At 61.4% G+C, this 21433-nt stretch carries 18 protein-coding genes; 3 read left to right on the forward strand and 15 right to left on the reverse strand.

Annotation, left to right across the window (positions count from 1 at the left end; genetic code table 11):
- Positions 1 to 109: 109 nt before the first annotated feature.
- The 3 genes from rpoD to rpsU all read right to left on the reverse strand — a co-directional run bounded on the left by rpoD (position 110) and on the right by rpsU (position 4529).
- Complete coding sequence (rpoD, locus tag OO258_RS12230) at positions 110 to 1960, reverse strand: RNA polymerase sigma factor RpoD (RefSeq protein ID WP_266030683.1); 1851 nt, start codon at positions 1958 to 1960, stop codon at positions 110 to 112.
- 67 nt (positions 1961 to 2027) lie between these two features.
- Positions 2028 to 4010: a DNA primase gene (gene dnaG, locus OO258_RS12235; RefSeq protein WP_110745859.1), complete on the reverse strand. Its 1983-nt coding sequence runs from the start codon at positions 4008 to 4010 to the stop codon at positions 2028 to 2030.
- A 303-nt stretch (positions 4011 to 4313) separates the two neighbouring features.
- Positions 4314 to 4529 (reverse strand): 30S ribosomal protein S21, encoded by a 216-nt coding sequence (rpsU, locus tag OO258_RS12240; RefSeq protein ID WP_003255575.1) that lies wholly within the window; start codon positions 4527 to 4529, stop codon positions 4314 to 4316.
- Positions 4530 to 4733: 204 nt separating this feature from the next.
- Here rpsU and tsaD point away from each other — a divergent pair, with 204 nt between their 5' ends.
- A complete protein-coding gene (gene tsaD / locus OO258_RS12245; RefSeq protein ID WP_110745858.1) occupies positions 4734 to 5759 on the forward strand; it encodes a tRNA (adenosine(37)-N6)-threonylcarbamoyltransferase complex transferase subunit TsaD in 1026 nt (341 codons plus the stop codon).
- 3 nt (positions 5760 to 5762) lie between these two features.
- Here tsaD and plsY read toward each other — a convergent pair whose 3' ends face one another.
- Positions 5763 to 6332: a glycerol-3-phosphate 1-O-acyltransferase PlsY gene (gene plsY, locus OO258_RS12250; protein ID WP_266030684.1), complete on the reverse strand. Its 570-nt coding sequence runs from the start codon at positions 6330 to 6332 to the stop codon at positions 5763 to 5765.
- A gap of 74 nt (positions 6333 to 6406) precedes the next feature.
- On the opposite strand from plsY, the gene folB reads away from it, so the two are divergent.
- Both folB and folK read left to right on the forward strand, forming a co-directional pair.
- A complete protein-coding gene (gene folB / locus OO258_RS12255) occupies positions 6407 to 6763 on the forward strand; it encodes a dihydroneopterin aldolase (RefSeq protein ID WP_004576188.1) in 357 nt (118 codons plus the stop codon).
- Positions 6754 to 7263 (forward strand): 2-amino-4-hydroxy-6-hydroxymethyldihydropteridine diphosphokinase, encoded by a 510-nt coding sequence (folK, locus tag OO258_RS12260; protein ID WP_266030685.1) that lies wholly within the window; start codon positions 6754 to 6756, stop codon positions 7261 to 7263. The genes folB and folK overlap by 10 nt, the downstream gene beginning before the upstream one ends.
- A gap of 64 nt (positions 7264 to 7327) precedes the next feature.
- Here the strand turns inward: folK and OO258_RS12265 are convergent, their stop codons facing one another.
- The 11 genes from OO258_RS12265 to OO258_RS12315 all read right to left on the reverse strand — a co-directional run bounded on the left by OO258_RS12265 (position 7328) and on the right by OO258_RS12315 (position 21320).
- Positions 7328 to 8434, reverse strand: a complete 1107-nt coding sequence (locus tag OO258_RS12265) for a multifunctional CCA addition/repair protein (RefSeq protein ID WP_266030686.1) — start codon at positions 8432 to 8434, stop codon at positions 7328 to 7330.
- Positions 8435 to 8489: 55 nt separating this feature from the next.
- Complete coding sequence (locus OO258_RS12270; protein WP_266030688.1) at positions 8490 to 10058, reverse strand: SpoVR family protein; 1569 nt, start codon at positions 10056 to 10058, stop codon at positions 8490 to 8492.
- Entirely contained in the window at positions 10055 to 11329 is a 1275-nt protein-coding gene (locus OO258_RS12275; RefSeq protein ID WP_266030689.1) for a YeaH/YhbH family protein, read from the reverse strand. The genes OO258_RS12270 and OO258_RS12275 overlap by 4 nt, the downstream gene beginning before the upstream one ends.
- Positions 11330 to 11459: 130 nt before the next feature.
- Positions 11460 to 13382 (reverse strand): PrkA family serine protein kinase, encoded by a 1923-nt coding sequence (locus tag OO258_RS12280; RefSeq protein WP_266030692.1) that lies wholly within the window; start codon positions 13380 to 13382, stop codon positions 11460 to 11462.
- 283 nt (positions 13383 to 13665) lie between these two features.
- Complete coding sequence (gene glpE, locus OO258_RS12285; RefSeq protein WP_110745850.1) at positions 13666 to 13995, reverse strand: thiosulfate sulfurtransferase GlpE; 330 nt, start codon at positions 13993 to 13995, stop codon at positions 13666 to 13668.
- A 14-nt stretch (positions 13996 to 14009) separates the two neighbouring features.
- Entirely contained in the window at positions 14010 to 14876 is an 867-nt protein-coding gene (locus OO258_RS12290) for a symmetrical bis(5'-nucleosyl)-tetraphosphatase (RefSeq protein ID WP_266030696.1), read from the reverse strand.
- On the reverse strand, positions 14876 to 15256 hold the full coding sequence (gene apaG / locus OO258_RS12295; protein WP_110745848.1) for a Co2+/Mg2+ efflux protein ApaG: 381 nt from the start codon (positions 15254 to 15256) through the stop codon (positions 14876 to 14878). Before apaG ends, OO258_RS12290 begins: the two co-directional genes overlap by 1 nt.
- 143 nt (positions 15257 to 15399) lie before the next feature.
- Entirely contained in the window at positions 15400 to 16203 is an 804-nt protein-coding gene (gene rsmA / locus OO258_RS12300) for a 16S rRNA (adenine(1518)-N(6)/adenine(1519)-N(6))-dimethyltransferase RsmA (protein WP_266030697.1), read from the reverse strand.
- A complete protein-coding gene (gene pdxA, locus OO258_RS12305; protein ID WP_266030699.1) occupies positions 16200 to 17189 on the reverse strand; it encodes a 4-hydroxythreonine-4-phosphate dehydrogenase PdxA in 990 nt (329 codons plus the stop codon). Before pdxA ends, rsmA begins: the two co-directional genes overlap by 4 nt.
- Positions 17186 to 18505: a peptidylprolyl isomerase SurA gene (gene surA, locus OO258_RS12310; RefSeq protein WP_110747249.1), complete on the reverse strand. Its 1320-nt coding sequence runs from the start codon at positions 18503 to 18505 to the stop codon at positions 17186 to 17188. Before surA ends, pdxA begins: the two co-directional genes overlap by 4 nt.
- Positions 18486 to 21320, reverse strand: a complete 2835-nt coding sequence (locus OO258_RS12315; RefSeq protein ID WP_266030702.1) for an LPS-assembly protein LptD — start codon at positions 21318 to 21320, stop codon at positions 18486 to 18488. Before OO258_RS12315 ends, surA begins: the two co-directional genes overlap by 20 nt.
- Positions 21321 to 21433: the final 113 nt, after the last annotated feature.

Raw genomic sequence — 21433 nt, forward strand, 5'->3', positions numbered from 1 at the left:
GGCACATTGCCTTCATGGCATGCACCGCTCCTGCAACGATCACCATAAAAACCGGATTCTGCGCGACAGGCGGAAAAGAAAAACCCCGGCCTGGGCCGGGGTTTTGTCATCACTCGTCGAGGAAGCTGCGCAAGTGCTCGCTGCGAGTCGGGTGGCGCAGTTTGCGCAACGCCTTCGCTTCGATCTGACGGATACGCTCACGCGTTACGTCAAACTGCTTGCCCACCTCTTCAAGGGTGTGGTCCGTGTTCATGTCGATACCGAAACGCATGCGCAGCACTTTGGCTTCGCGTGCGGTCAGCCCTGAGAGCACGTCACGGGTAGCTTCTTTCAGGCTTTCGACCGTGGCCACGTCAATCGGGGACTGCATGGTCGAGTCCTCGATGAAGTCGCCCAGGTGCGAATCTTCGTCGTCACCGATCGGGGTTTCCATGGAGATCGGCTCTTTGGCGATCTTCAGTACCTTGCGGATCTTGTCCTCAGGCATTTCCATGCGCTCGCCCAGCTCTTCCGGGGTCGGTTCGCGACCCATTTCCTGCAGCATCTGCCGGGAAATACGGTTGAGCTTGTTGATCGTCTCGATCATGTGCACCGGAATACGGATGGTGCGTGCCTGGTCGGCGATCGAACGGGTGATCGCCTGACGAATCCACCAGGTGGCATAGGTCGAGAACTTGTAGCCGCGACGGTATTCGAACTTGTCCACCGCTTTCATCAAGCCGATGTTGCCTTCCTGGATCAGGTCGAGGAACTGCAGGCCACGGTTGGTGTACTTCTTGGCGATGGAGATCACCAGACGCAGGTTCGCCTCGACCATTTCTTTCTTGGCGCGGCGGGCCTTGGCTTCACCGATCGACATGCGACGGTTGATTTCCTTGATCTCGGCAACGGTCAGGCCGGTTTCGGTCTCAAGGTCGATCAGTTTCTGCTGGCAAGCGACGATGGCAGCGTCCTTTTCACCCAGGGCTGCAGCCCATTTGGTGTTGCGCTTGGCCAGGTCACCGCTCCAGGTCTGGTCGGTTTCGTTGCTCGGGAACATGCGCAGGAAGTCGGCGCGTGGCATGCGGGCATCACGGACGCAAAGCTGCATGATGGCGCGTTCTTGCTGGCGCAGACGGTTCAAGGCGTCACGTACACGTTCAACCAGTACTTCGAACTGCTTCGGTACCAGCTTGATCGGCATGAACAGGTCAGCCAGGGCCTGCAGGGCCTCGATGCTTTCCTTGTGGCCGCGACCGTTTTTCTTCAGGACCTTGTTGGTGACCTGAAGCTGGTCGTTGACCGCGCCGAAGCGCTGGGCTGCGACAACTGGGTCGGGACCGCTTTCGGCCTCTTCCTCGTCGTCACTGCCTTCGCTTTCTTCGTCTTCGTCGTCCGATTCTTCCTTGGCCGCAGGGGCCTTGGCACCGGGGACCGGCACTTCGTCGGTCGGGGCGGCGATATTGTCATCAGGGTCGATGTAACCACTGAGGACATCGGACAGACGGCCGCCTTCGGCGGTGACGCGGTCATATTCGCCGAGAATGTAGTCGACAGTACCCGGGAAGTGGGCGATAGCGCCCATGACTTCACGGATGCCTTCCTCGATACGCTTGGCGATTTCGATCTCGCCTTCGCGTGTCAGCAGCTCGACAGTACCCATTTCGCGCATGTACATGCGCACCGGGTCGGTCGTGCGGCCGATATCGGTTTCAACTGCCGCCAACGCAGCAGCGGCTTCTTCGGCCGCGGCTTCGTCGGTGTCGGCTTCCGCCAACAGAAGGGCATCCGCATCCGGAGCACTCTCGAATACGTTGATCCCCATGTCGTTGATCATGCGGATGATGTCTTCCACCTGTTCTGGATCTGAAATATCCTCAGGCAGGTGGTCGTTGACCTCCGCGTAAGTCAGGTAGCCCTGCTCACGACCGCGGGTGATCAACTCTTTGATACGAGACTGCTGTTGCGCTTTTCCGGACATAACACCCTATCCACTGAAGGTCTTGGCGGGCAAAAAACAAGCCGAGGATTATACCCGAGCATGGGCCTCACGCGCCAGATGAGGTCGGCGTTTGTGCGGGAACATTCCGGCTCAGCAGGGCGAGGAGCTGGGTTTTTTCCTCGCTGGTCAATTCGCTTTGACGTGATTTCCTGAGCAGTTGTTCCAGGCTGCGCTCGCGTTGGCGGGCGGACAAGCTAGTTATAGTGTCGAAAAACTGTTGTTCAAGGTTGTCGGCCACGATCAGCCATTCCTTTTCTGCCAGGGCCCGCAGCAGGCGGCCCTGTTCGGTGCCATGCCAGCGTGCGATCAACTGCATTGAGCTTAGCCCAGGATTTTTCTGTGCGGCTTCGATCAGTGCTACCAGCAGCTGGCTGTACAGGTGTTCTTCGTCGGCGAAGTGGCTGGCGTCTTCAACCTTGCCGGCCAGTAGTGGGTGGTGCAGCAAGGTGCGCAGGGCCGCCAGCGTAGGTGGCTCAACCGGCGCGGGCACCCGCGGAGGCGCTTCGTCGCGGTGCTGCCAGGGCTTGCCGCCCTTGCGATTCTTGTCCCACGGTTTGTCGCTCCACGGCTTCTTGCTGCCACCCTTGTTCGGCTTCCACTCCTGCTCCTGGTGTACAGGGGCATGGTCGTACTGTGGCATGTCGCCGTAGTCGGGGGTGTAGCTGGCCATGGCGTCATAGTCATAACCAGGGTCGTAGTCCGGCACGCTGTTGGCAGCTGGCGCCTGCTGCGCCAGTTGCTCTACCTGCTGTGGGTCGAGGCCGGTAATTTCCTTCAGGCGGTTGCGCATCAACTGGCGCAGGTTGGCGCCGGGGATCTTTTCGATCAACGGTGCGGCCAGGGTTGCCATGTGCGCCTTGCCTTCCAGCGAGCGCGGGTCGGCTTCGACGCCCAGTTGCTCGAAGAAGTAGTCAGCCAGCGGCTGGGCGTGTTGGTTGATGCGGGCCATGAAGGCATCGGTGCCTTCGGCGCGCACCAGGCTGTCCGGGTCTTCGCCTTCGGGCAGGAACAGGAAGCGCGCACGGCGGCCGTCCTGCAGGTTCGACAAGGTCGACTCCAGCGCTCGCCAAGCGGCCTTGCGCCCGGCCTGGTCACCGTCGAAGCAGAACAGCACGCTGGGCACCACGCGGAACAGCCGCTTGAGGTGCTCTTCGCTGGTGGCGGTGCCGAGGGTGGCCACGGCATTACGCAGGCCTTGCTGGGCAAGCGCGATGACGTCCATGTAGCCCTCGACCACGATGATTTCATCGAGGTTGCGGTTGTGCTTGCGCGCTTCGTAAAGCCCGTACAGTTCCTGGCCCTTGTGGAACACCGGGGTTTCCGGGGAGTTCAGGTACTTGGGCTTGTCGTCGCCGAGCACCCGGCCACCGAAGGCGATGATGCGCCCGCGGCTGTCGCGGATCGGGAACATCACTCGGTCGCGGAAGCGGTCGTAGCGCTTGCCGCTTTCGGCGTTCTCGATCAGCAGGCCGGCGTCGATCATCACCTTCTGTTGCAGGGTATCGGCACCCAGGTGCTTGAGCAGGTTGTCCCAGCCGGGCGGGGCAAAGCCCAGGCCGAAGTCGCGGGCGATTTCCCCGGACAGGCCGCGGCCCTTGAGGTAATCCACCGCCGCCTTGCGAGTCGGGTGGCTGCGCAGGGCCTGGCGGTAGAATTCCGAGGCGGCATCCAGCAGTGGGTACAGCGGCGAATCGGTAGGCTGGCGGGGCTTGTTGTCTCGGCGGCCTTGTTCGCGGGGTACTTCCATGCCTGCTGCGCGGGCCAGTTCCTCGACCGCCTGGGGGAAGTCCAGGTTGTCGTGGTCCATCACGAAGCCCAGGGCGTTGCCACCGGCGCCGCAGCCGAAGCAGTAGTAGAACTGCTTGTCGGGGCTGACCGTGAAGGAAGGGGTCTTTTCCTTGTGGAACGGGCAGCAGGCGGAGTAGTTCTTGCCGGTCTTTTTCAGTTGGACGCGCGAACTTACCACGTCGACGATGTCGAGGCGGTTGATCAGGTCGTCAATGAAACTCTGGGGAATCAGCCCGGCCATGGCAGTCTCGTCATCTGGCAACTGGCAAGTCTAATCGCTCGCGCGCCGAATGGGGCGGGTGCCGCTTGGGGAAGTGCGAGGGAATGTGTGCTCGTCGCCAGCCCTGGGGGCTCGTCAGTCGGACGTGCACGTCTGGTCATACAGCAAGGAGGACCAGCTCTGACGTTTCAGGCAGGTTGCCCTTTATGCAGTTCGCATGAAGCTTGTGCAGGGCCTTGGGCTAGCTGCCCAAGTGTAAAACGACCACTGCCATCGCCCGGCGGTTAGCCGGGCAGGGCAGAAGCTTTGCGATGAACGTCTGTATTAGTACAGACGAACGGCGCGGCGCTGTTCGCGCTGAACTTTCTTGGCGTGACGCTTAACAGCAGCTGCTGCTTTGCGCTTACGCTCTGCGGTCGGCTTCTCGTAAAACTCGCGGCTACGAACTTCAGCCAGTACACCGGCTTTTTCGCAGGAGCGCTTGAAACGACGCAGAGCTACGTCGAAGGGTTCGTTCTCTTTAACTTTGACGGCTGGCATCCAGGGCTACCTTAATTCATTACCGGGGTAGACGTGCTCCTGGCAAAACAAAGGTGTGCTGGAGAACGTCGGTTTTCAAGGGTTGCGGATGTTAACCCTTAGCAAGCCGGAATGCAAAGCCTCTGATCGAAAACCGCTGGTCGGCATCCGACACGGGGACTATCATGCGCGGCTTCGAACTCAGCCCCCACAAGGGACGAACCCATGCTAGTACTGGGATTGGAAACATCCTGCGACGAAACTGGCGTCGCATTATACGACAGTGAGCGCGGTTTGTTGGCCGACGCACTGTTCAGCCAGATCGACCTGCACCGCGTCTTTGGCGGGGTAGTGCCCGAGCTTGCCTCGCGTGACCACGTCAAGCGCATGCTGCCACTCATCCGCCAGGTGCTGGACGAGGCGGGCTGTGTCGCCACCGAAATCGACGCCATCGCCTACACCGCGGGCCCCGGCCTGGTCGGGGCCTTGCTGGTCGGCGCCTCCTGCGCCCAGGCGCTGGCTTTTGCCTGGGACATTCCGGCCATTGGCGTGCACCACATGGAAGGCCACCTGCTGGCGCCCATGCTCGAAGAAAACCCACCGGCGTTTCCGTTCGTCGCTTTGTTGGTTTCTGGCGGTCACACCCAGCTGGTCCGGGTCGATGGTATCGGCCAGTACGAGCTGTTGGGCGAGAGCCTGGATGACGCCGCTGGCGAGGCATTCGACAAGACTGCCAAGCTGATCGGACTCAACTACCCAGGCGGCCCGGAAATCGCGCGCCTGGCAGAGCAGGGCGTGCCTGGCCGCTTCGTGTTCCCGCGGCCGATGACCGATCGTCCGGGCCTGGAGTTCAGCTTCAGCGGCCTCAAGACGTTCGCGCTGAACACCTGGCAGCAATGCAAGGATGCTGGCGACGACGGTGAGCAAACCCGTTGCGACGTGTCCCTGGCATTCCAGCAGGCGGTGGTGGAGACTTTGACCATCAAGTGCAAGCGTGCCCTCAAGCAGACCGGCCTCAAGCGCCTGGTCATTGCGGGTGGCGTAAGCGCCAACAAGGCACTGCGTGCTTCGCTGGAAGATATGCTTGCCGGCATGAAAGGCAACGTCTATTACGCGCGTCCGCAGTTCTGCACAGACAATGGCGCGATGATCGCCTACGCCGGTTGCCAGCGACTGCTGGCCGGGCAGCAGCAGGACCTGGCGATCAGCGTGCAGGCGCGTTGGCCGATGGAGCAGTTGCCGCCGCTGTAACGATCAGAAGTGGCGCTCGCGCCCGGCAAACAGGTCGCGCAGGTTGTTGCGGTGGCGCCAGACAATCATCACCGTCAGCACGCTGATCGGCAGCAGCGCCTCTGGCTCGCGCCAGGCCAGCAATGGCAGGGTCAACGGCGTGGCGATAAGCGCCGCCAGCGAGCTGGTGCGGGTAAGGTAGAAGGTCAGCAGCCAGGCGCCGATGGCCAGCAGGGCAGCCGGGAAGTACAGGCCCATGAGCATGCCGGCGGCGGTTGCCACGCCCTTGCCGCCGCGGAAGCAGAAATACAGCGGGAACAGGTGGCCCAGCACCGCGCACACGCCCACCCAGGCCTGTGCCTGCAGGTCCAGCCCGGCAAGGCGGGCAAGCAATACTGGCACCAGGCCCTTGCACAGGTCGCCAAGCAGGGTCAGGATCGCCATTTTACGGCCTGCCAGGCGTAGCATGTTGGTGGCGCCGGCATTGCCTGAGCCGCTGGAACGCGGGTCCGGGCTGCCCGAAAGGCGGCTGAGGACAATGGCGAAGGACAGCGAGCCGAGCAGGTAGGCGAGCAACGCCAGTAACCAAAACATGCTAACTATTCCGGGCGAGGACGCCCTGATTCTAACGGCGCCAGTCGCCCTTGTCGTGCTGTGGAGAGAAGTGCTTGGACAGAGTGTTCATCGAAGGCCTGGAAGTCGATACCGTCATTGGTGCCTATGACTGGGAGCGGGATATTCGCCAGTGCTTGCGCCTGGACCTGAGCTTTGCCTGGGACAACCGCCCGGCGGCCGCTGGTGATGACCTGAACTTGGCGCTTGACTACGCCAGCGTTTCGGCGCGCATCCAGGCGTTTGCCGAGCAGGCCCGTTTCGAGTTGGTAGAAACCTTTGCCGAGCGCCTGGTGGCCACCTTGATGGACGAGTTCCACATCCCTTGGGTGCGCTTGAAACTGACCAAGCCAGGCGCGGTACCGGCAGCCCGTGGTGGTGTAGGCGTGGAGATCGAGCGCGGATGTCTCTGAGCACGGTTTACTTGGGCCTGGGTAGCAATATCGACCGTGAGGCGCATTTGTGTGCCGGGCTCGACGCGCTGGCCGGCATCCTTACCGACATGCGCTGTTCGCCGGCGTTCGAAAGCCAGGCGGTAGGGATCAAGAGCGGCCCATTCATCAATTTCGTGGTCACCGGAAAAACCGCGTTGCCGTTGATGGAGCTGGACCGTCGGCTGAAGTTCATCGAGGCCGATAATGGCCGTTATGCGCCGGACCGCAAAGGCTTGCCGCTGGATATCGACGTGCTGATGTATGACGACCTGCATGGCACGTTCGATGGGCTGGTGTTGCCCCGGGCCGAGATCCTGAAGAACGCTTTCGTGCTGTGGCCGCTGTCGTTGTTGGCCCCTCAGCTGATGCATCCGGGTGCGGGCAAAACCATGGCCCAGTTGTGGCAAGAGGCGCAGATTGACCAGGTACTGGCCCCGGTCGCCTTCGAGTGGCGCGGGTTGCAGCTGACGCCTGCCTGACGGTCTGGCGCGGCACGGTATCTGTGGGCGCGCCTCAAGGCCGCCCCCACAGATACCGCGCTGGTCAACTGAATTTGTAAGCCTCAAGCGCTTTCAGCCGCTCAGCTTTGAGCGCTTCCCCCAGTGCCTGGCCCGTCAGCCCGGCCTGCACCAACGGCTTCACATCCACCGCGCGCGCCGCCACGGCTGCGCCCCGCAGGTAATCGCCCTGTGGATAACCCTGCTCGCCATCGCCCAGCGCTGCCATCTCGCAAACGACCACAAAATCCTCGAACCGCTGTGGCCGTCGGTAAACATCGAACTTCTGCAAAAGCTCCAGCAGTGCCGTGGCAGGCAGTTCCCGCGCCTGATTGGCTTGCGCCAGGCATTCCCCTGTCAACAGGGCCAGTTCCTGACATTCCCGCGGTGCCTTCAGGCGCTGGTTGACGGCTTTGATCGATGCAGGTGCCAGCCCCCGTAGCAGGCAGGCCCAGCGCACGTGCAGGGGCTGTTCATGTGCCGCAGCCTGCTCCAGGGCCGCCAAGGCCTGGGCATCGTCAGCAAGCTCAGGCAGCAGGGCCGGCAGGGCGTCGCAATCGCGCAGCACCTGGAAGAACACCTGTGGCTGCGCTTCCATCAGCGCCCGCTCGATTTCCTTCCAGCTGCGCTCGGCGGTCAGTGCCTGCAACTCGCCCGAGGCGCTGATTTGGCGCATCAGCTCCAGCGTCTGGTCGGCAACCTGGAAACCCAGCGGGGCGTATCGGGCAGCAAAGCGGGCAACGCGCAGAACGCGTAGCGGATCTTCAGCGAACGCCGGGGAAACATGGCGTAACAGGCGTTGATCCAGATCTTGCTTTCCGTTGTGCGGGTCATACACCGTGCCGGCTTCATCCTCGGCCATGGCATTGATGGTGAGGTCGCGGCGGATCAGGTCTTCTTCGAGGGTCACGTCGGGGCTGGCGTGAAAGGTGAACCCACCATAACCACGCCCGCTCTTGCGTTCGGTACGGGCAAGGGCGTACTCCTCACCGGTTTTCGGGTGCAGGAACACGGGGAAATCGGCACCGACCGGGCGATAGCCCTTGGCGAGCATTTCTTCGACACTGGCGCCGACCACCAGCCAGTCGATATCGCTGACCGGGCGGCCGAGCAGGCGGTCGCGCACGGCGCCGCCAACTTTGTAGATGTGCATGTGCAACTCTCCATAACTGCCGACAGGATAACCCGTCGGCAGTCATGGTGTTGCGCTACAGGTGGTGGATAACGGCAAGGTCCATGCGGCCGTAATCGGCACTTTCGCCGTGTTCGCCGCGTGGTGGCATGTGGTGGGTCTTCATTACCTGCTCGCCTTGCACGGTCTCCAGGTGAATATCGAAGCCCCACAGGCGGTGCAGGTGCTTGAGCACCTCCTCGGTCGAGTCGCCCAGCGGTTTGCGATTGTGCTGCTGGTGGCGCAGGGTCAGCGAGCGGTCGCCGCGGCGGTCGACGCTCCAGATCTGCACGTTCGGTTCACGGTTGCCAAGGTTGTACTGCGCTGCCAGTTGTTCGCGAATCACCCGGTAGCCGGCCTCGTCATGAATGGCGGGCACCAGCAAATCGTCACGCTGGTCATCATCGAGGATGCTGAACAGCTTGAGGTCGCGCATCACCTTGGGCGACAAGTACTGCAGGATGAAGCTTTCGTCCTTGAAGCTGCTCATGGCGAATTTGATGGTAGAAAGCCAATCACTGCCGGCAATCTCGGGGAACCAGTTGCGATCTTCCTCGGTGGGGTTTTCGCACATACGGCGGATGTCGGTGTACATCGCAAAGCCCAGCGCATAAGGATTGATGCCGCTGTAGTAGGGACTGTCGAAGCCAGGCTGGAACACCACGCTGGTGTGCGACTGCAAGAACTCCATCATGAAGCCTTCAGTGATCAGCCCCTCGTCGTACAGGTCGTTCATCAGGGTGTAGTGCCAGAACGTTGCCCAGCCTTCGTTCATCACCTGGGTCTGGCGTTGCGGGTAGAAGTACTGGGCGATCTTGCGCACGATGCGCACCACCTCGCGCTGCCAAGGTTCGAGCAGCGGGGCATTCTTTTCGATGAAGTACAGGATGTTTTCCTGCGGTTCGGCGGGGAAGCGCCCCTCATCGCGGTCGTTACCTTTTTCCGCGCTTTTCGGAATGGTTCGCCACAGGTCGTTGATCTGCCGCTGAAGGTGCTCTTCGCGCTCCTGTTGCCGGCGCCGCTCCTCTTCGGCGGAAATCGGATAAGGCCGCTTGTAGCGGTCGACACCGTAGTTCATCAGCGCGTGGCAGGAGTCGATCAAGTCTTCCACTGCATCGATGCCGTGACGCTCTTCGCACTGGGCGATGTACTGCTTGGCGAACACCAGGTAATCGATGATCGAGCTGGCATCGGTCCAGGTTCGGAACAGGTAGTTGCCTTTGAAGAAGCTGTTATGCCCGTAACAGGCGTGGGCGATCACCAGTGCCTGCATGCACATGGTGTTTTCTTCCATCAGGTAGGCGATGCACGGGTCGGAGTTGATCACGATCTCGTAGGCCAGGCCCATCTGGCCACGGCTATAAGACTTTTCCGTGCTGAGAAACTGCTTGCCATAGGACCAGTGGTGGTAGCCCAGCGGCATGCCGACCGAGGCGTAGGCATCCATCATCTGCTCGGCCGTGATCACCTCGATCTGGTTGGGATAGGTGTCCAGGGCGTAACGTTCGGCCAGGCGGCTGATTTCCCGGTCGTAGGTCTGGATCAGTTCGAACGTCCACTCGGACCCGGTGGAAATGGGTTGGCGTCTCTGTGCTCTGGCGGTCATGTGGCTAACCTGCGCTGGAAGAGTTCACGGAAGACCGGGTAGATGTCGCCGGCCGATACCAGCTGCTGTTGGGCAAACGTATCGGGGAATGCTTCGCCGATGCGCTCGTACTCATACCACAGCGCCTGGTGCTCACGGGGGGTGATCTCAACGTAAGTGTAGTACTGCACATGCGGCATGATCTGCTTGGACAGGATCTCGCGGCAGATCGGCGAGTCGTCGTTCCAGTTATCGCCGTCGGAGGCCTGTGCGGCGTAGATATTCCAGTCGCTGGCCGGGTAGCGCTCCGCCATGATCTCCTGCATCAGCTTGAGCGCGCTGGAGACGATGGTGCCGCCGGTCTCCCGCGAGTAGAAGAACTCCTCCTCGTCGACTTCACGGGCACTGGTGTGGTGGCGAATGAACACCACCTCGATGCGATCGTAATTTCGCTTGAGGAACAGGTACAGCAGGATGAAGAAGCGCTTGGCGATGTCCTTGGTGGCCTGGGTCATCGAGCCGGACACGTCCATCAGGCAGAACATCACTGCCTTCGAACTGGGGTTGGGCTGCTTGACCAGCAGGTTGTACTTGAGGTCGAAGGTGTCCAGGAAGGGCAGGCGGTTGATGCGCGCCTTCAGGCGTTCAATTTCCTGTTCGACTTCCTGGATGTCGGTGAAGTTATCCGGTTCTTCGACCTTCAGCCGGGCGAGTTCCTTCTGCGCCTCGCGCAGCAGGGCGCGGCTGCTGCCGGTCAGGGCAATGCGCCGCGCGTGAGCCGAGCGCAGGGTACGCACGATGTTGATGCGCGACGGGTTGCCTTCGTTGGCGATACCGGCGCGTACGGTCTTGAAGGTGTCGGCACCGGTCAGGTGACGCTTGACCAGATTGGGCAGTTCGAGGTCTTCGAACATGAATTCAAGAAACTCTTCCTGGGTGATCTGGAAGACGAATTCATCCATGCCCTCGCCGGAATTGCCGGCCTTGCCACGGCCGCCACCGCCACCAGCACCGCCTTGCGGCCGCGGGATGTGCTCACCGGCGGTGAACTCTTTGTTGCCTGGGTGCACGATGGTCTGCTTGCCCCCGCGACCGTGGTGCAGCACCGGTTCGTCGATATCGCGGCCGGGAATGCTGATCTGCTCGCCGTGTTCCATGTCCATGATGGAACGGCGGCTGACCGCCTCTTCGACGGCCTTCTTGATGTGTTCGCGGTACCGCCGCAGAAAGCGCTGGCGGTTGACCGTGCTCTTGTTCTTGCCGTTCAGGCGTCGGTCGATAACGTAGCTCATGGTCCCTCCGGTAGCTGGGAACAGCTGCACGCTTCAAGCTACGAGCTGCTGCATGTAAAGCCAGCAAAGCAGCTGCCGCCGCCCAGGACTGGTCTAGCAGCCCTGGGCGCACGGTGTATGGCTTGTCGCTTTATTGCGATTTCCTGACCCGCAGGTACCATTCCGACAGCAGGCGCACCTGTTTGTCGGTGTAACCACGCTCCACCATCCGGGTGACGAAGTCGTTGTGTTTCTTCTGGTCCTCTTTGCTGGCCTTGGCGTTGAAACTGATGACCGGCAGCAGGTCTTCGGTGTTGGAGAACATTTTCTTCTCGATCACCACCCGCAGCTTTTCATAGCTCAGCCAGCTTGGGTTCTTGCCGTTGTTGTTGGCGCGTGCGCGCAGTACGAAGTTGACGATCTCGTTGCGGAAGTCTTTCGGGTTGCTGATGCCGGCCGGTTTCTCGATCTTCTCCAGCTCCTCGTTGAGAGCGATGCGGTTGAGGATTTCGCCGGTTTCCGGGTCGCGGTATTCCTGGTCCTGGATCCAGAAGTCGGCGTAGAGCACGTAGCGGTCGAAGATGTTCTGGCCGTATTCGCTGTAGGACTCCAGGTAGGCAGTCTGGATTTCCTTGCCGATGAACTCGATGTAGCGCGGAGCCAGGTATTCCTTCAGATAGCGCAGGTAGCGCTCGCGGACCTCGGCCGGGAACTGTTCCTGTTCGATCTGCTGTTCCAGCACATACAGCAGGTGTACCGGGTTGGCAGCCACTTCATGCGGGTCGAAGTTGAAGACTTTTGACAGGATCTTGAAGGCGAAGCGGGTCGACAGACCATTCATGCCCTCGTCCACGCCTGCGGAGTCGCGGTACTCCTGGATCGATTTGGCCTTCGGATCGGTGTCCTTGAGGTTCTCCCCGTCATACACGCGCATTTTCGAGTAAATGTTGGAGTTTTCCGGCTCTTTCAGGCGTGAGAGCACGGTGAACTGAGCCAGCATCTTCAAGGTATCCGGCGCGCAGTGGGCCTTGGCCAGCGAGCTGTTGATCAGCAGTTTGTCGTAGATCTTGATCTCGTCGCTGACGCGCAGGCAGTACGGTACCTTGACGATGTAGATCCGGTCGATGAACGCCTCGTTGTTCTTGTTGTTGCGGAAGGTGTGCCACTCCGATTCGTTGGAGTGCGCCAGCAGGATACCGGTATAGGGAATGGCCCCCAGGCCCTCGGTGCTGTTGTAGTTACCTTCCTGGGTAGCGGTGAGCAGGGGGTGCAGGACCTTGATCGGCGCCTTGAACATTTCGACGAACTCCATCAGGCCCTGGTTGGCCCGGCACAGTGCGCCCGAGTAGCTGTAGGCATCGGCGTCGTTCTGTGGGAATTCCTCGAGTTTGCGGATATCCACCTTGCCGACCAGCGCCGAGATGTCCTGGTTGTTTTCGTCACCCGGCTCGGTTTTGGCGATGGCGATCTGGTTGAGGATGGAAGGGTACAGCTTCACCACCCTGAATTTGCTGATATCGCCGCCAAACTCCCGCAGGCGCTTGGTGGCCCAGGGCGACATGATGGTATTCAGGTAGCGCCGCGAGATGCCGTACTCTTCCTCGAGAATGGCCCCGTCTTCGGTGGCATTGAACAAGCCCAAGGGCGACTCGAACACCGGCGAGCCCTTGATCGCATAAAACGGCACCTTTTCCATCAGCTGCTTGAGTTTTTCGGCCAGCGACGACTTGCCGCCGCCTACCGGGCCCAGCAGGTAGAGGATCTGTTTCTTCTCTTCCAGACCTTGGGCGGCGTGGCGGAAGTACGACACGATCTGGTCGATGCACTCTTCCATGCCATGGAAGTCGGCAAAGGCCGGATAGCGGCGAATCACCTTGTTGGAGAAGATGCGCGACAGCCTGGAGTTGGTAGAGGTGTCGATCAGCTCTGGCTCACCGATGGCCAGCAACAGCCGTTCGGCCGCCGATGCGTAGGCACTGCGATCCTCTTTGCACAGCTCGAGGTACTCCTGCAGCGAGAGTTCTTCCTGGCGCGTAGACTCGAAACGTTGTTGGAAGTGGCTAAAAATACTCATGACGTCACCTCGCTCGATACGTGGAGACGACGCCGGATCAGTCAGCTGATGCTGGCATGCAACCGGGTTCGCCGGTTGCTGTATACCCCCCAGAACACCCTGTAACGCTACCGATGACCCGCACGCCGGTGTACCGGCTCTCCCCTTTTTTGGATGGCCTGAGCTTAAGCGTAGTTGGTTATCCGCAAGGTCAAGGGGCGAGGAGCATAGAAGTTACGAACGACCGTTCGTCTGATAAGGCGCAAGCCCGCACGGGGCGCGGGCTGCAGTAAAAATGAAAAAATTATTCGGCGCTGTCCTGGGCGGTCTCGGCCGGGTAGGTGGCGCGCCACAGTTCAAAGCCGCCGTCGACGCTGTACACCTCAGAGAAGCCTTGGCCTGCCAGGTAGGCAGCGGCGCTCTGGCTGGAGTTGCCGTGGTAGCACACCACCAGGGTCGGGGCATCGAGGTCGGCGTTGCGGATGAAGTCGGCCACCGAATGGTTATCCAGGTGGCGGGCGCCAGTGATGTGGCCGGCAGCGAAGGCCTGCGGGTCGCGAATGTCGACGACTACCGCACCTTGCGCGCGCAGGGCCAGTGCCTGTTCGGGAGGGATGCGCTTGAATTCGCTCATGGGTACGGCTCTCTTCAGGGTTGATCGTTCAGTGTAGTGGGTTGTGCCGGTGGGCGGACGGTGCCGTCGTCGGCGCAGTCGCAGCGGTGGTATTCACCACTGTCGACGTTGTACAGGGTCATGGCGCCGCCCCATACGCAGCCCGTGTCCAGGGCAATGACGTCAGGCTGCTGGACACGCCCTTCCAAGGCCGCCCAGTGGCCGAAGATGATCTTCACGTGGCGTGAGCGGCGGTCCTTGTGGGCAAACCAGGGCTTGTAGCCTTTAGGGGCAGTGCCAATGCCTTCTTTGCTCTTGAGGTCGAGTTTGCCCTCGGCGGTACAGAAGCGCATTCGCGTGAAATAGTTGGTGATGACCCTCAGGCGCTCGATGCCGGTGAGGTTCTTGCTCCACTTGTTCGGCTCGTTGCCATACATGCCGTCCAGATAGAGCTTCAGGCGACCATCGTCGCGCAGCACCTGCTCCACCTCCTCAGCCAGCTTCAGGGCCTGCCCCAGCGTCCACTGCGGCGGGATGCCGGCATGCGACATGGCAATGCCCCTGGCTTCATCGTAATGCAGCAGCTTTTGCTGGCGTAGCCAGTCGAACAGCTGGTCGGCATCTGGCGCTTCGATGATCTCGCGCAGGGTATCGCTTTTCTTCAAGCGCTCGACGTTGTGCCAGGCGGCCAGCAGGTGCAGGTCATGGTTGCCCAGCACGCAGACCAGCGACTGGCGGATCGAGTACAGGAAGCGCAGGGTTTCCAGTGACTCGGGGCCGCGGTTGACCAGGTCGCCGACCAGCCATAGGCGGTCGACGGCTGGGTTGAAGCTGACGCGTTCCAGCAGGCACTTCAGCGGCTGCAGGCAGCCCTGCAGGTCACCGACGGCATAGGTGGCCATCAGTGCAGGGCCCCTGGTACCGCCAGGCGGAACGGGGCGATCTGGGCGTCGAAGCGTTTGCCGTCTTCGGCGAACATCTGGTAGCTGCCCTGCATGGTGCCCACGCGGGTGCTGATGACTGCGCCGCTGCTGTAGGTGTGGCTCTGGCCGGGGTCGATGTTGGGCTGCTGGCCGACTACGCCGGCACCGCGTACTTCCTCGACCTCGCCGTCACCGTTGGTGATCAGCCAGTGGCGCGACAGCAGCTTCGCCTTGAGCGAGCCGTTGTTCTGCACGGTGATGGTGTAGGCGAACGCGAAACGACTGTTTTCGGGGTCGGATTGTTCTTTGAGGTAGCGGGTCACGACGCTGACGTCGATTTGATAGCGGGGGTCGGACATGCAAGGGCCTTGGCGAACTGACGCAATAATGCAGTCTAGGCCATTGGCAGGGGGGAGGGCCAGCGGTGAGGGGACTTGGGGGTTGGGTTGTATGTTCTGGCCTGTTAGCGGGCACGCCCGCTAACAGGTCGGTACAGGCTGGATCAGGATTGTTGCTGATCAGCCAGCTGGTCGGCCAGGCGCACGAAAGCGGCGAGGTCCAGCTGTTCAGGGCGCAGGCTGCCGTCCACGCCGGCTGCCTCGATGGCCGCGCTGTCGAGCAGGCCTTTGAGGGTATTGCGCAATGTCTTGCGACGCTGGTTGAAGGCCTCGCGAACGACGCGCTCCAGTAGCAGGTGGTCCTTGGCCGGGAACGGCAGCACCTCATGGGGTACCAGGCGCACGATCGCGGAGTCCACTTTCGGCGGCGGGTTGAAGGCACCCGGGCCAACGTTGAACAGGTGCTCCACGCGGCAATGGTACTGCACCATGATCGACAGGCGCCCCCAGTCACCACCACCCGGGCCGGCAGCCATGCGTTCGACCACTTCCTTCTGCAGCATGAAGTGCATGTCGCGGATCAAGCCGGCATGGCTGAGCAGGTGGAAGATGAGCGGGGTAGAAATGTTGTAGGGCAGGTTGCCCACTACCTTGAGGCTGCGCGGTGGCACGCCCAGCTGGTTGAAGTCGAACTTCAGGGCGTCGCCCTGGTGCAGGCGGAAGTTGCCCCGATCGGCGAACTTGTGCTGCAGGATCGGCACCAGGTCTTTGTCCAGTTCCACCACATCCAGCTGTGCGCCGCTGCCCAGCAGGCCCTCGGTCAGGGCACCCTGGCCCGGGCCGATTTCCAGCAGGTGCTCGCCAGCCTTGGCGTTGATGGCACGCAGGATGCGGTCGATGATGCCGGCGTCGTGCAGGAAGTTCTGGCCGAAGCGCTTGCGCGCCCGGTGTTGGTATTGCTCGTTCATGGTCGGTTCTCGGCCATCTGGTAGGCGGTTTCCAGCGCGACGCGCAGGCTGCCGGTGTCGACCTTGCCGCTGCCGGCCAGGTCCAGGGCGGTGCCGTGGTCAACCGAGGTGCGGATGATCGGCAGGCCCAGGGTCACGTTCACCGCAGCGCCAAAGCCCTTGTACTTGAGTACGGGCAGGCCCTGGTCGTGGTACATCGCCAGCACCGCGTCGCAGTGCTCCAGATATTTGGGGGTAAACAGGGTATCGGCCGGCAACGGCCCGTGCAGGTCCATGCCTTCGCTGCGCAGGCGGGCCAGTGTCGGCTCGATGATGTCGATTTCTTCGCGGCCCAGGTGGCCGCCTTCACCCGCGTGCGGGTTGAGGCCGCACACCAGGATACGCGGGCTGGCAATGCCGAACTTGTCGCGCATGTCGGCATGCAGGATACGGGTAACGCGCTCGATGCGCTCGGCAGTGATGGCGTCGGCAATGTCGCGCAGTGGCAGGTGCGTGGTCACCAGGGCCACGCGCAGGCCACGGGTAGCCAGCATCATCACCACTTGCGCGGTGTGGGTCAGTTCGGCCAGGAATTCGGTATGCCCGGAAAAGGCGATACCGCTTTCGTTGATCACGCCCTTGTGTACCGGAGCGGTGATCATCCCGGCGAAGTGCCCGTCCAGGCAGCCCTTGCCTGCGCGGGTGAGGGTTTCCAGTACGAACGCGGCATTGGCCTTGTCCAGCTGGCCTGCCGTCACCGGGGCTGCAAGGGGGGTATCCCAGACGTACAGGCTACCTGCTGGCGCCGGCTGCTCGGGCCAATGGCCCGGCGCGACCGGCAGCAGGTCGACGGCCAGCCCCAGCTGCGTGGCCCGCTCGGCGAGCAGGTCACGGCTGGTGATGGCAATCAGGGGGTGGGGCTGGGCGTCTGCGGCGAGCAGCAAGCAAAGGTCGGGACCTATGCCGGCCGGCTCGCCGGGGGTGACGGCAAAGCGCAGGGGCTTCACTGGGCGGCCTGGTCGGCGCCAGGCAGCTTGATTTCAACGTAGGCTTCGTCGCGGATCTGGCGCAGCCAGGTTTGCAGCTCTTCGTCGTACTTGCGGTTGCGCAGTACGCTCAGGGCCTGCTGTTCGCGCGCCTGCTCGGTGCTGTCGGTGGCGCGGCGGCCCAGCACTTCCAGAACATGCCAGCCGTACTGGGTCTTGAACGGTTTGGTCACGACGCCTTGTTGGGCGTTGGCCATCTGCTCGCGGAACTCCGGTACCAGGCTGTTCGGGTCTACCCAGTTGAGGTCGCCGCCGTTGAGTGCCGAACCTGGGTCTTCCGAGAAGCTCTTCGCCAGTTCGCCGAAGTCTTCGCCGTTCTTGATGCGGTCGTACAGGCGCTCGGCCAGTTGCTCGGTGGCCGCATCGCTGCGGATCTCGCTTGGCTTGATCAGGATGTGGCGCACGTGCACTTCGTCACGCAGTACGTTCTCGCTGCCGCCACGCTTCTCCTCGAGCTTGAGGATGATGAAGCCGTTAGGGATGCGGATCGGCTGGGTGATTTCACCCACCGGCATGCTGCTGAGCATCTTGGCGAAGTCCGGTGGCAGCTGGCCGGCTTTACGCCAGCCCATTTCGCCGCCTTCCAGGGCGTTTTCGCTGGCGGAACGGGCAATGGCCATCTGGCCGAAGTCCGCGCCTTGCTTGAGCTGCTGGTACACATCGCCGACCTGGCGTGCAGCGGCCTGGATGGCCTCCGAGTTGGCGGCCTCCGGGGTCGGGATCAGGATGTTGGCCAGGCGATACTCTTCCGACATCTGCATCTTGCCCATGTCCGAGTTGAGGAAGTTTTTCACTTCCTGCTCCGAAACCTGGATGCGTTCGGCGACGCGGCGCTGGCGCACGCGGCTGATGATCATCTCGCGTTTGACCTGCTCGCGGGCGTCATCGAACGACAGCCCGTCGTGGGCCAGGGCGGCGCGGAACTGGTCCAGCGACATGCCGTTGCGCTGGGCAATGGTGCCGATGGCCTGGTTCAGCTCTTCGTCAGTGATGCGGATGCCGGAGCGTTCGCCGATCTGCAACTGCAGGTTCTCGACGATCAGGCGTTCCAGTACCTGCTGTTCCAGAGCGCTGGTCGGCGGCACGCCGCCGCCGCGTTTGGCGATGGTTTGCTGCACCTCATGGACGCGCTGGTCCAGCTGGCTTTGCATGACCACGTCGTTGTCGACGATGGCCACCACGCGATCAAGGGGTTGTACCGCGGCATGCACCGCGCCACTCAGCATTGCAACGCCCAGCAACGCCGGGCGCAGTCGATCAATAAGCTTGGTCTTCACGTTCACGGTAACCTTGAATGCCTTGGTCGAGGAAAGATTCGACCTTGTTGCCAACTACGCCACCGAGGCCTTTCAGGACGATCTGAAGGAAGACACCGTGGTCGCCTTTTTCGTTCTGTGGCAGCGCTTGGCTGAAGTCGTCGTAATCGATCCAGTAACGGTTGATCAGGCGCAGCTTCCAGCAGCAGTTGTCGTACTCGAAACCGCCCATGGCTTCCAGGGTGCGGTTACGGTTGTAGTCATGCTGCCAGCGAGCGATGACGCTCCACTGCGGAACGATCGGCCAGATGACCGAGAAGTCATGCTGCTGGATCTTGTAGTAGTCCTTCACATAGTTAGCACTGCCCGGGGTGCCATAGTCGCCGCCGCCCACTTTCCAGGTACCCGTCGTGGAGTCGTAGGCGATGGTGTCGTTACGGTAGCGATAACCGAGGTTGACCACCTTGTTCGGGTTGTCTTCAGGCTGGTAGTGGAACATCGCGGCGCCCGAGCGTGGGCTGCGGGTGTCCGGGTCCCAGTTGTAGTTCGAATTGAAGCGCCAGTCGCGGTTGAAGTAGTAGTTGTACATCAGCGCGTACGGCGACACATTGGACTGCGAGTCGGTGCGGGTGCGGTAGTCGATACCCGGCAGCTGGACTTTGCGATCCTTGAAGTAATAGGCCTGGCCGATGCTGAGGTTCTGTCGCTCGAAGCCATTCTCTTCGATCCAGCGGGTTGTCACGCCCAGCGAAAGTTTGTTCTCGTCGCCGATACGGTCGATGCCGCTGAAGCGGTTATCGCGGAACAGCGAGTCGTAGCTGAACACCGTTTCGCCCGTGCTGAACAGCGGGATATCGGTCTGATCTTTGTATGGTACGTAGAGGTAGAACAGCCGCGGCTCAAGGGTTTGGCGGTAGTTGGTACCGAACAACGAGGTGTTACGGTCGAAATACAGGCCACTGTCGACACTAAGAATCGGAATATCCCGGTTCTGGTTGCTCTTGAAGTCACCGTAAAGATCGATCCGTTCGGGATGATCGATAAGGTCTTGCTTACCCTTACTATCCAGATCAAGGTCATAGTGGGTGTACATATACTTCAGCTTCGGCGTGATGTAGCCGTAGCTCGCTTCCATAGGCAGACTCATGGAAGGCGCGACGTTCAGACGCGTACCGTTGGAGCGGGCGTTACCGAAGATATTCTGGTCCAGACGGCGCCCGCCCAGCACGTCTCCGGTTACAGGATCGACTACAACCCCGGCAGTTGTATCCGGTTGGCCATCCTCGTTGAACACCAGGTCATTCTTCAGGTCGCGCTCAAAACGAACGGCTTCGGTTTCATATCCGAAGTTCAAGCCGCCAGGCTCGAACGGCAGCTTACCGTTCAGGGTAATCTGCGGCAGGCGATCATAAGGTGTGATCTTCGAGATGGTGGCCATCTCGTACGCATGCACGTTCAGGCGCGCGGTGTATCCCTCGCCACGGTATGTAAGCGCACCCTGCTGATTCAGCAGGTCCTTGCTCTCAACACCGATCTGGTCGGATTCCAGGTCCTGGAAGTAGAACGGGTCGCTGATGTCGGTGTAGTCCACCTCGGTCATCAGGCGCTCGTTCAGCCCGCCCTTATGCTGCCAGTTGACCATCCAGCGCTGATCTTTGTAATCAGTCTGGTCTTTGCGGTCGTCGTTCTTGTCGTTCAGGTAGGCGCCGCCGAACTGGCCTTCGCTCGAAGGCGTCAGGTAGCGGAACTCGCCTTCCATCAGCAGGCCGCGCTTGGCCATGTAGCGAGGGTACAACGTGGCGTCATAGTTCGGCGCCAGGTTGAAGTAGTACGGCGTGACCAGCATGAAGCCGGTGTCGCTGCTGGTGCTGAACGATGGCGGCAGGAAGCCGGACTGGCGACGGTCGTCGATCGGGAAGTAGATGTACGGTGTGTAGAACACCGGGAAATCCTTGACCCGCAGCGTGACGTTGGTCGCAGTACCGAAACCGGTGGCCGGGTTCAGCGTGATGTTGTTGCCCTTCAGCTGCCAGGCGTTGCTGCCTGGTTCGCAAGTGGTGTACGTACCGTCCTTGAGGCGGATGATGGCGTTTTCGCCACGCTTGGCGTACAGGGCGCTGCCGCGGATGTGCGACTTGTGCATCACGTATTCGGCGTTGTCGACCTGAGCTTCGCCGGTGTCGAGCTGAATTTGTGCCTCGTCACCGACCACCAGCGAGCCGTTGTCACGGATCTTGACGTTGCCCTTGAGCTCGCCCCGGTTCTCGGTCTGGTAGAGGTTGGCCTCGTCGGCCTCGGCCTGCATGCTGCCCTGGCGCATCACCACGTCACCGGCAAGCGTCGCGATCTGCTGCTCCTGCTGGTACTTGGATACCTTGGCGTTGATGTAGGTCGGCGACTCGTCCTTTGGCGTGGTGTCGGCCATGCCCGGGCGGGTTGGCTCGATATACGCGCCACCGCAGTACGGGCCGGTTTCGGCCAACTGTGCGGCGGTGAGCTTTTCACGCGGAACCCAGTCCAGGTGGCTGTAGTCTTCGCTGCGCGACTTCAGGGCACGGCCTTTGGCCTCGGTAACCAGCATTGGCCGGTCCGCGGTTTCGCCTTCGCTCGCGGCTTCAGTGCCGGAGCTGACAGCAGCACCCTCGTGCACCGGGCGCGGCGGCAGGTTGTTGACTGGAGCCTTGGGCTTGCAGTCCCAACCACCGGCGGCGGACACTTGGCAGTCGAACTGTTCGGCTGCTACCACGTATGACGTGGCCAAAGGTTGCAGGGCCAGCAGACCGCCGGTTACCAGCAACGGAAACTTTCTACGAAACGCGGGGGATTTCAATGCCATCTTATTAGTCCGGGCTTCCTGCGTGCCATCTGCCCGCGTGTGGGGCCGCACGCCTCTCGATGGTCTGAAAAAGATGCTGGATAATAAAGCATGACCCGCTTGACGGCTAGGGC

Source organism: Pseudomonas sp. DCB_BI (genome assembly GCF_026240995.1).
Taxonomy (GTDB): Bacteria; Pseudomonadota; Gammaproteobacteria; order Pseudomonadales; family Pseudomonadaceae; genus Aquipseudomonas.

Bases quoted from the DNA above. Each gene is read 5' to 3' on its own strand.
- rpoD (WP_266030683.1), bottom strand. From the start codon at position 1,960: ATGTCCGGAAAAGCGCAACAGCAGTCTCGTATCAAAGAGTTGATCACC.
- dnaG (WP_110745859.1), bottom strand. From the start codon at position 4,010: ATGGCCGGGCTGATTCCCCAGAGTTTCATTGACGACCTGATCAACCGC.
- rpsU (WP_003255575.1), bottom strand. From the start codon at position 4,529: ATGCCAGCCGTCAAAGTTAAAGAGAACGAACCCTTCGACGTAGCTCTG.
- tsaD (WP_110745858.1), top strand. From the start codon at position 4,734: ATGCTAGTACTGGGATTGGAAACATCCTGCGACGAAACTGGCGTCGCA.
- plsY (WP_266030684.1), bottom strand. From the start codon at position 6,332: ATGTTTTGGTTACTGGCGTTGCTCGCCTACCTGCTCGGCTCGCTGTCC.
- folK (WP_266030685.1), top strand. From the start codon at position 6,754: ATGTCTCTGAGCACGGTTTACTTGGGCCTGGGTAGCAATATCGACCGT.
- OO258_RS12265 (WP_266030686.1), bottom strand. From the start codon at position 8,434: ATGCACATCTACAAAGTTGGCGGCGCCGTGCGCGACCGCCTGCTCGGC.
- OO258_RS12270 (WP_266030688.1), bottom strand. From the start codon at position 10,058: ATGACCGCCAGAGCACAGAGACGCCAACCCATTTCCACCGGGTCCGAG.
- OO258_RS12275 (WP_266030689.1), bottom strand. From the start codon at position 11,329: ATGAGCTACGTTATCGACCGACGCCTGAACGGCAAGAACAAGAGCACG.
- OO258_RS12280 (WP_266030692.1), bottom strand. From the start codon at position 13,382: ATGAGTATTTTTAGCCACTTCCAACAACGTTTCGAGTCTACGCGCCAG.
- glpE (WP_110745850.1), bottom strand. From the start codon at position 13,995: ATGAGCGAATTCAAGCGCATCCCTCCCGAACAGGCACTGGCCCTGCGC.
- OO258_RS12290 (WP_266030696.1), bottom strand. From the start codon at position 14,876: ATGGCCACCTATGCCGTCGGTGACCTGCAGGGCTGCCTGCAGCCGCTG.
- apaG (WP_110745848.1), bottom strand. From the start codon at position 15,256: ATGTCCGACCCCCGCTATCAAATCGACGTCAGCGTCGTGACCCGCTAC.
- rsmA (WP_266030697.1), bottom strand. From the start codon at position 16,203: ATGAACGAGCAATACCAACACCGGGCGCGCAAGCGCTTCGGCCAGAAC.
- OO258_RS12315 (WP_266030702.1), bottom strand. From the start codon at position 21,320: ATGGCATTGAAATCCCCCGCGTTTCGTAGAAAGTTTCCGTTGCTGGTA.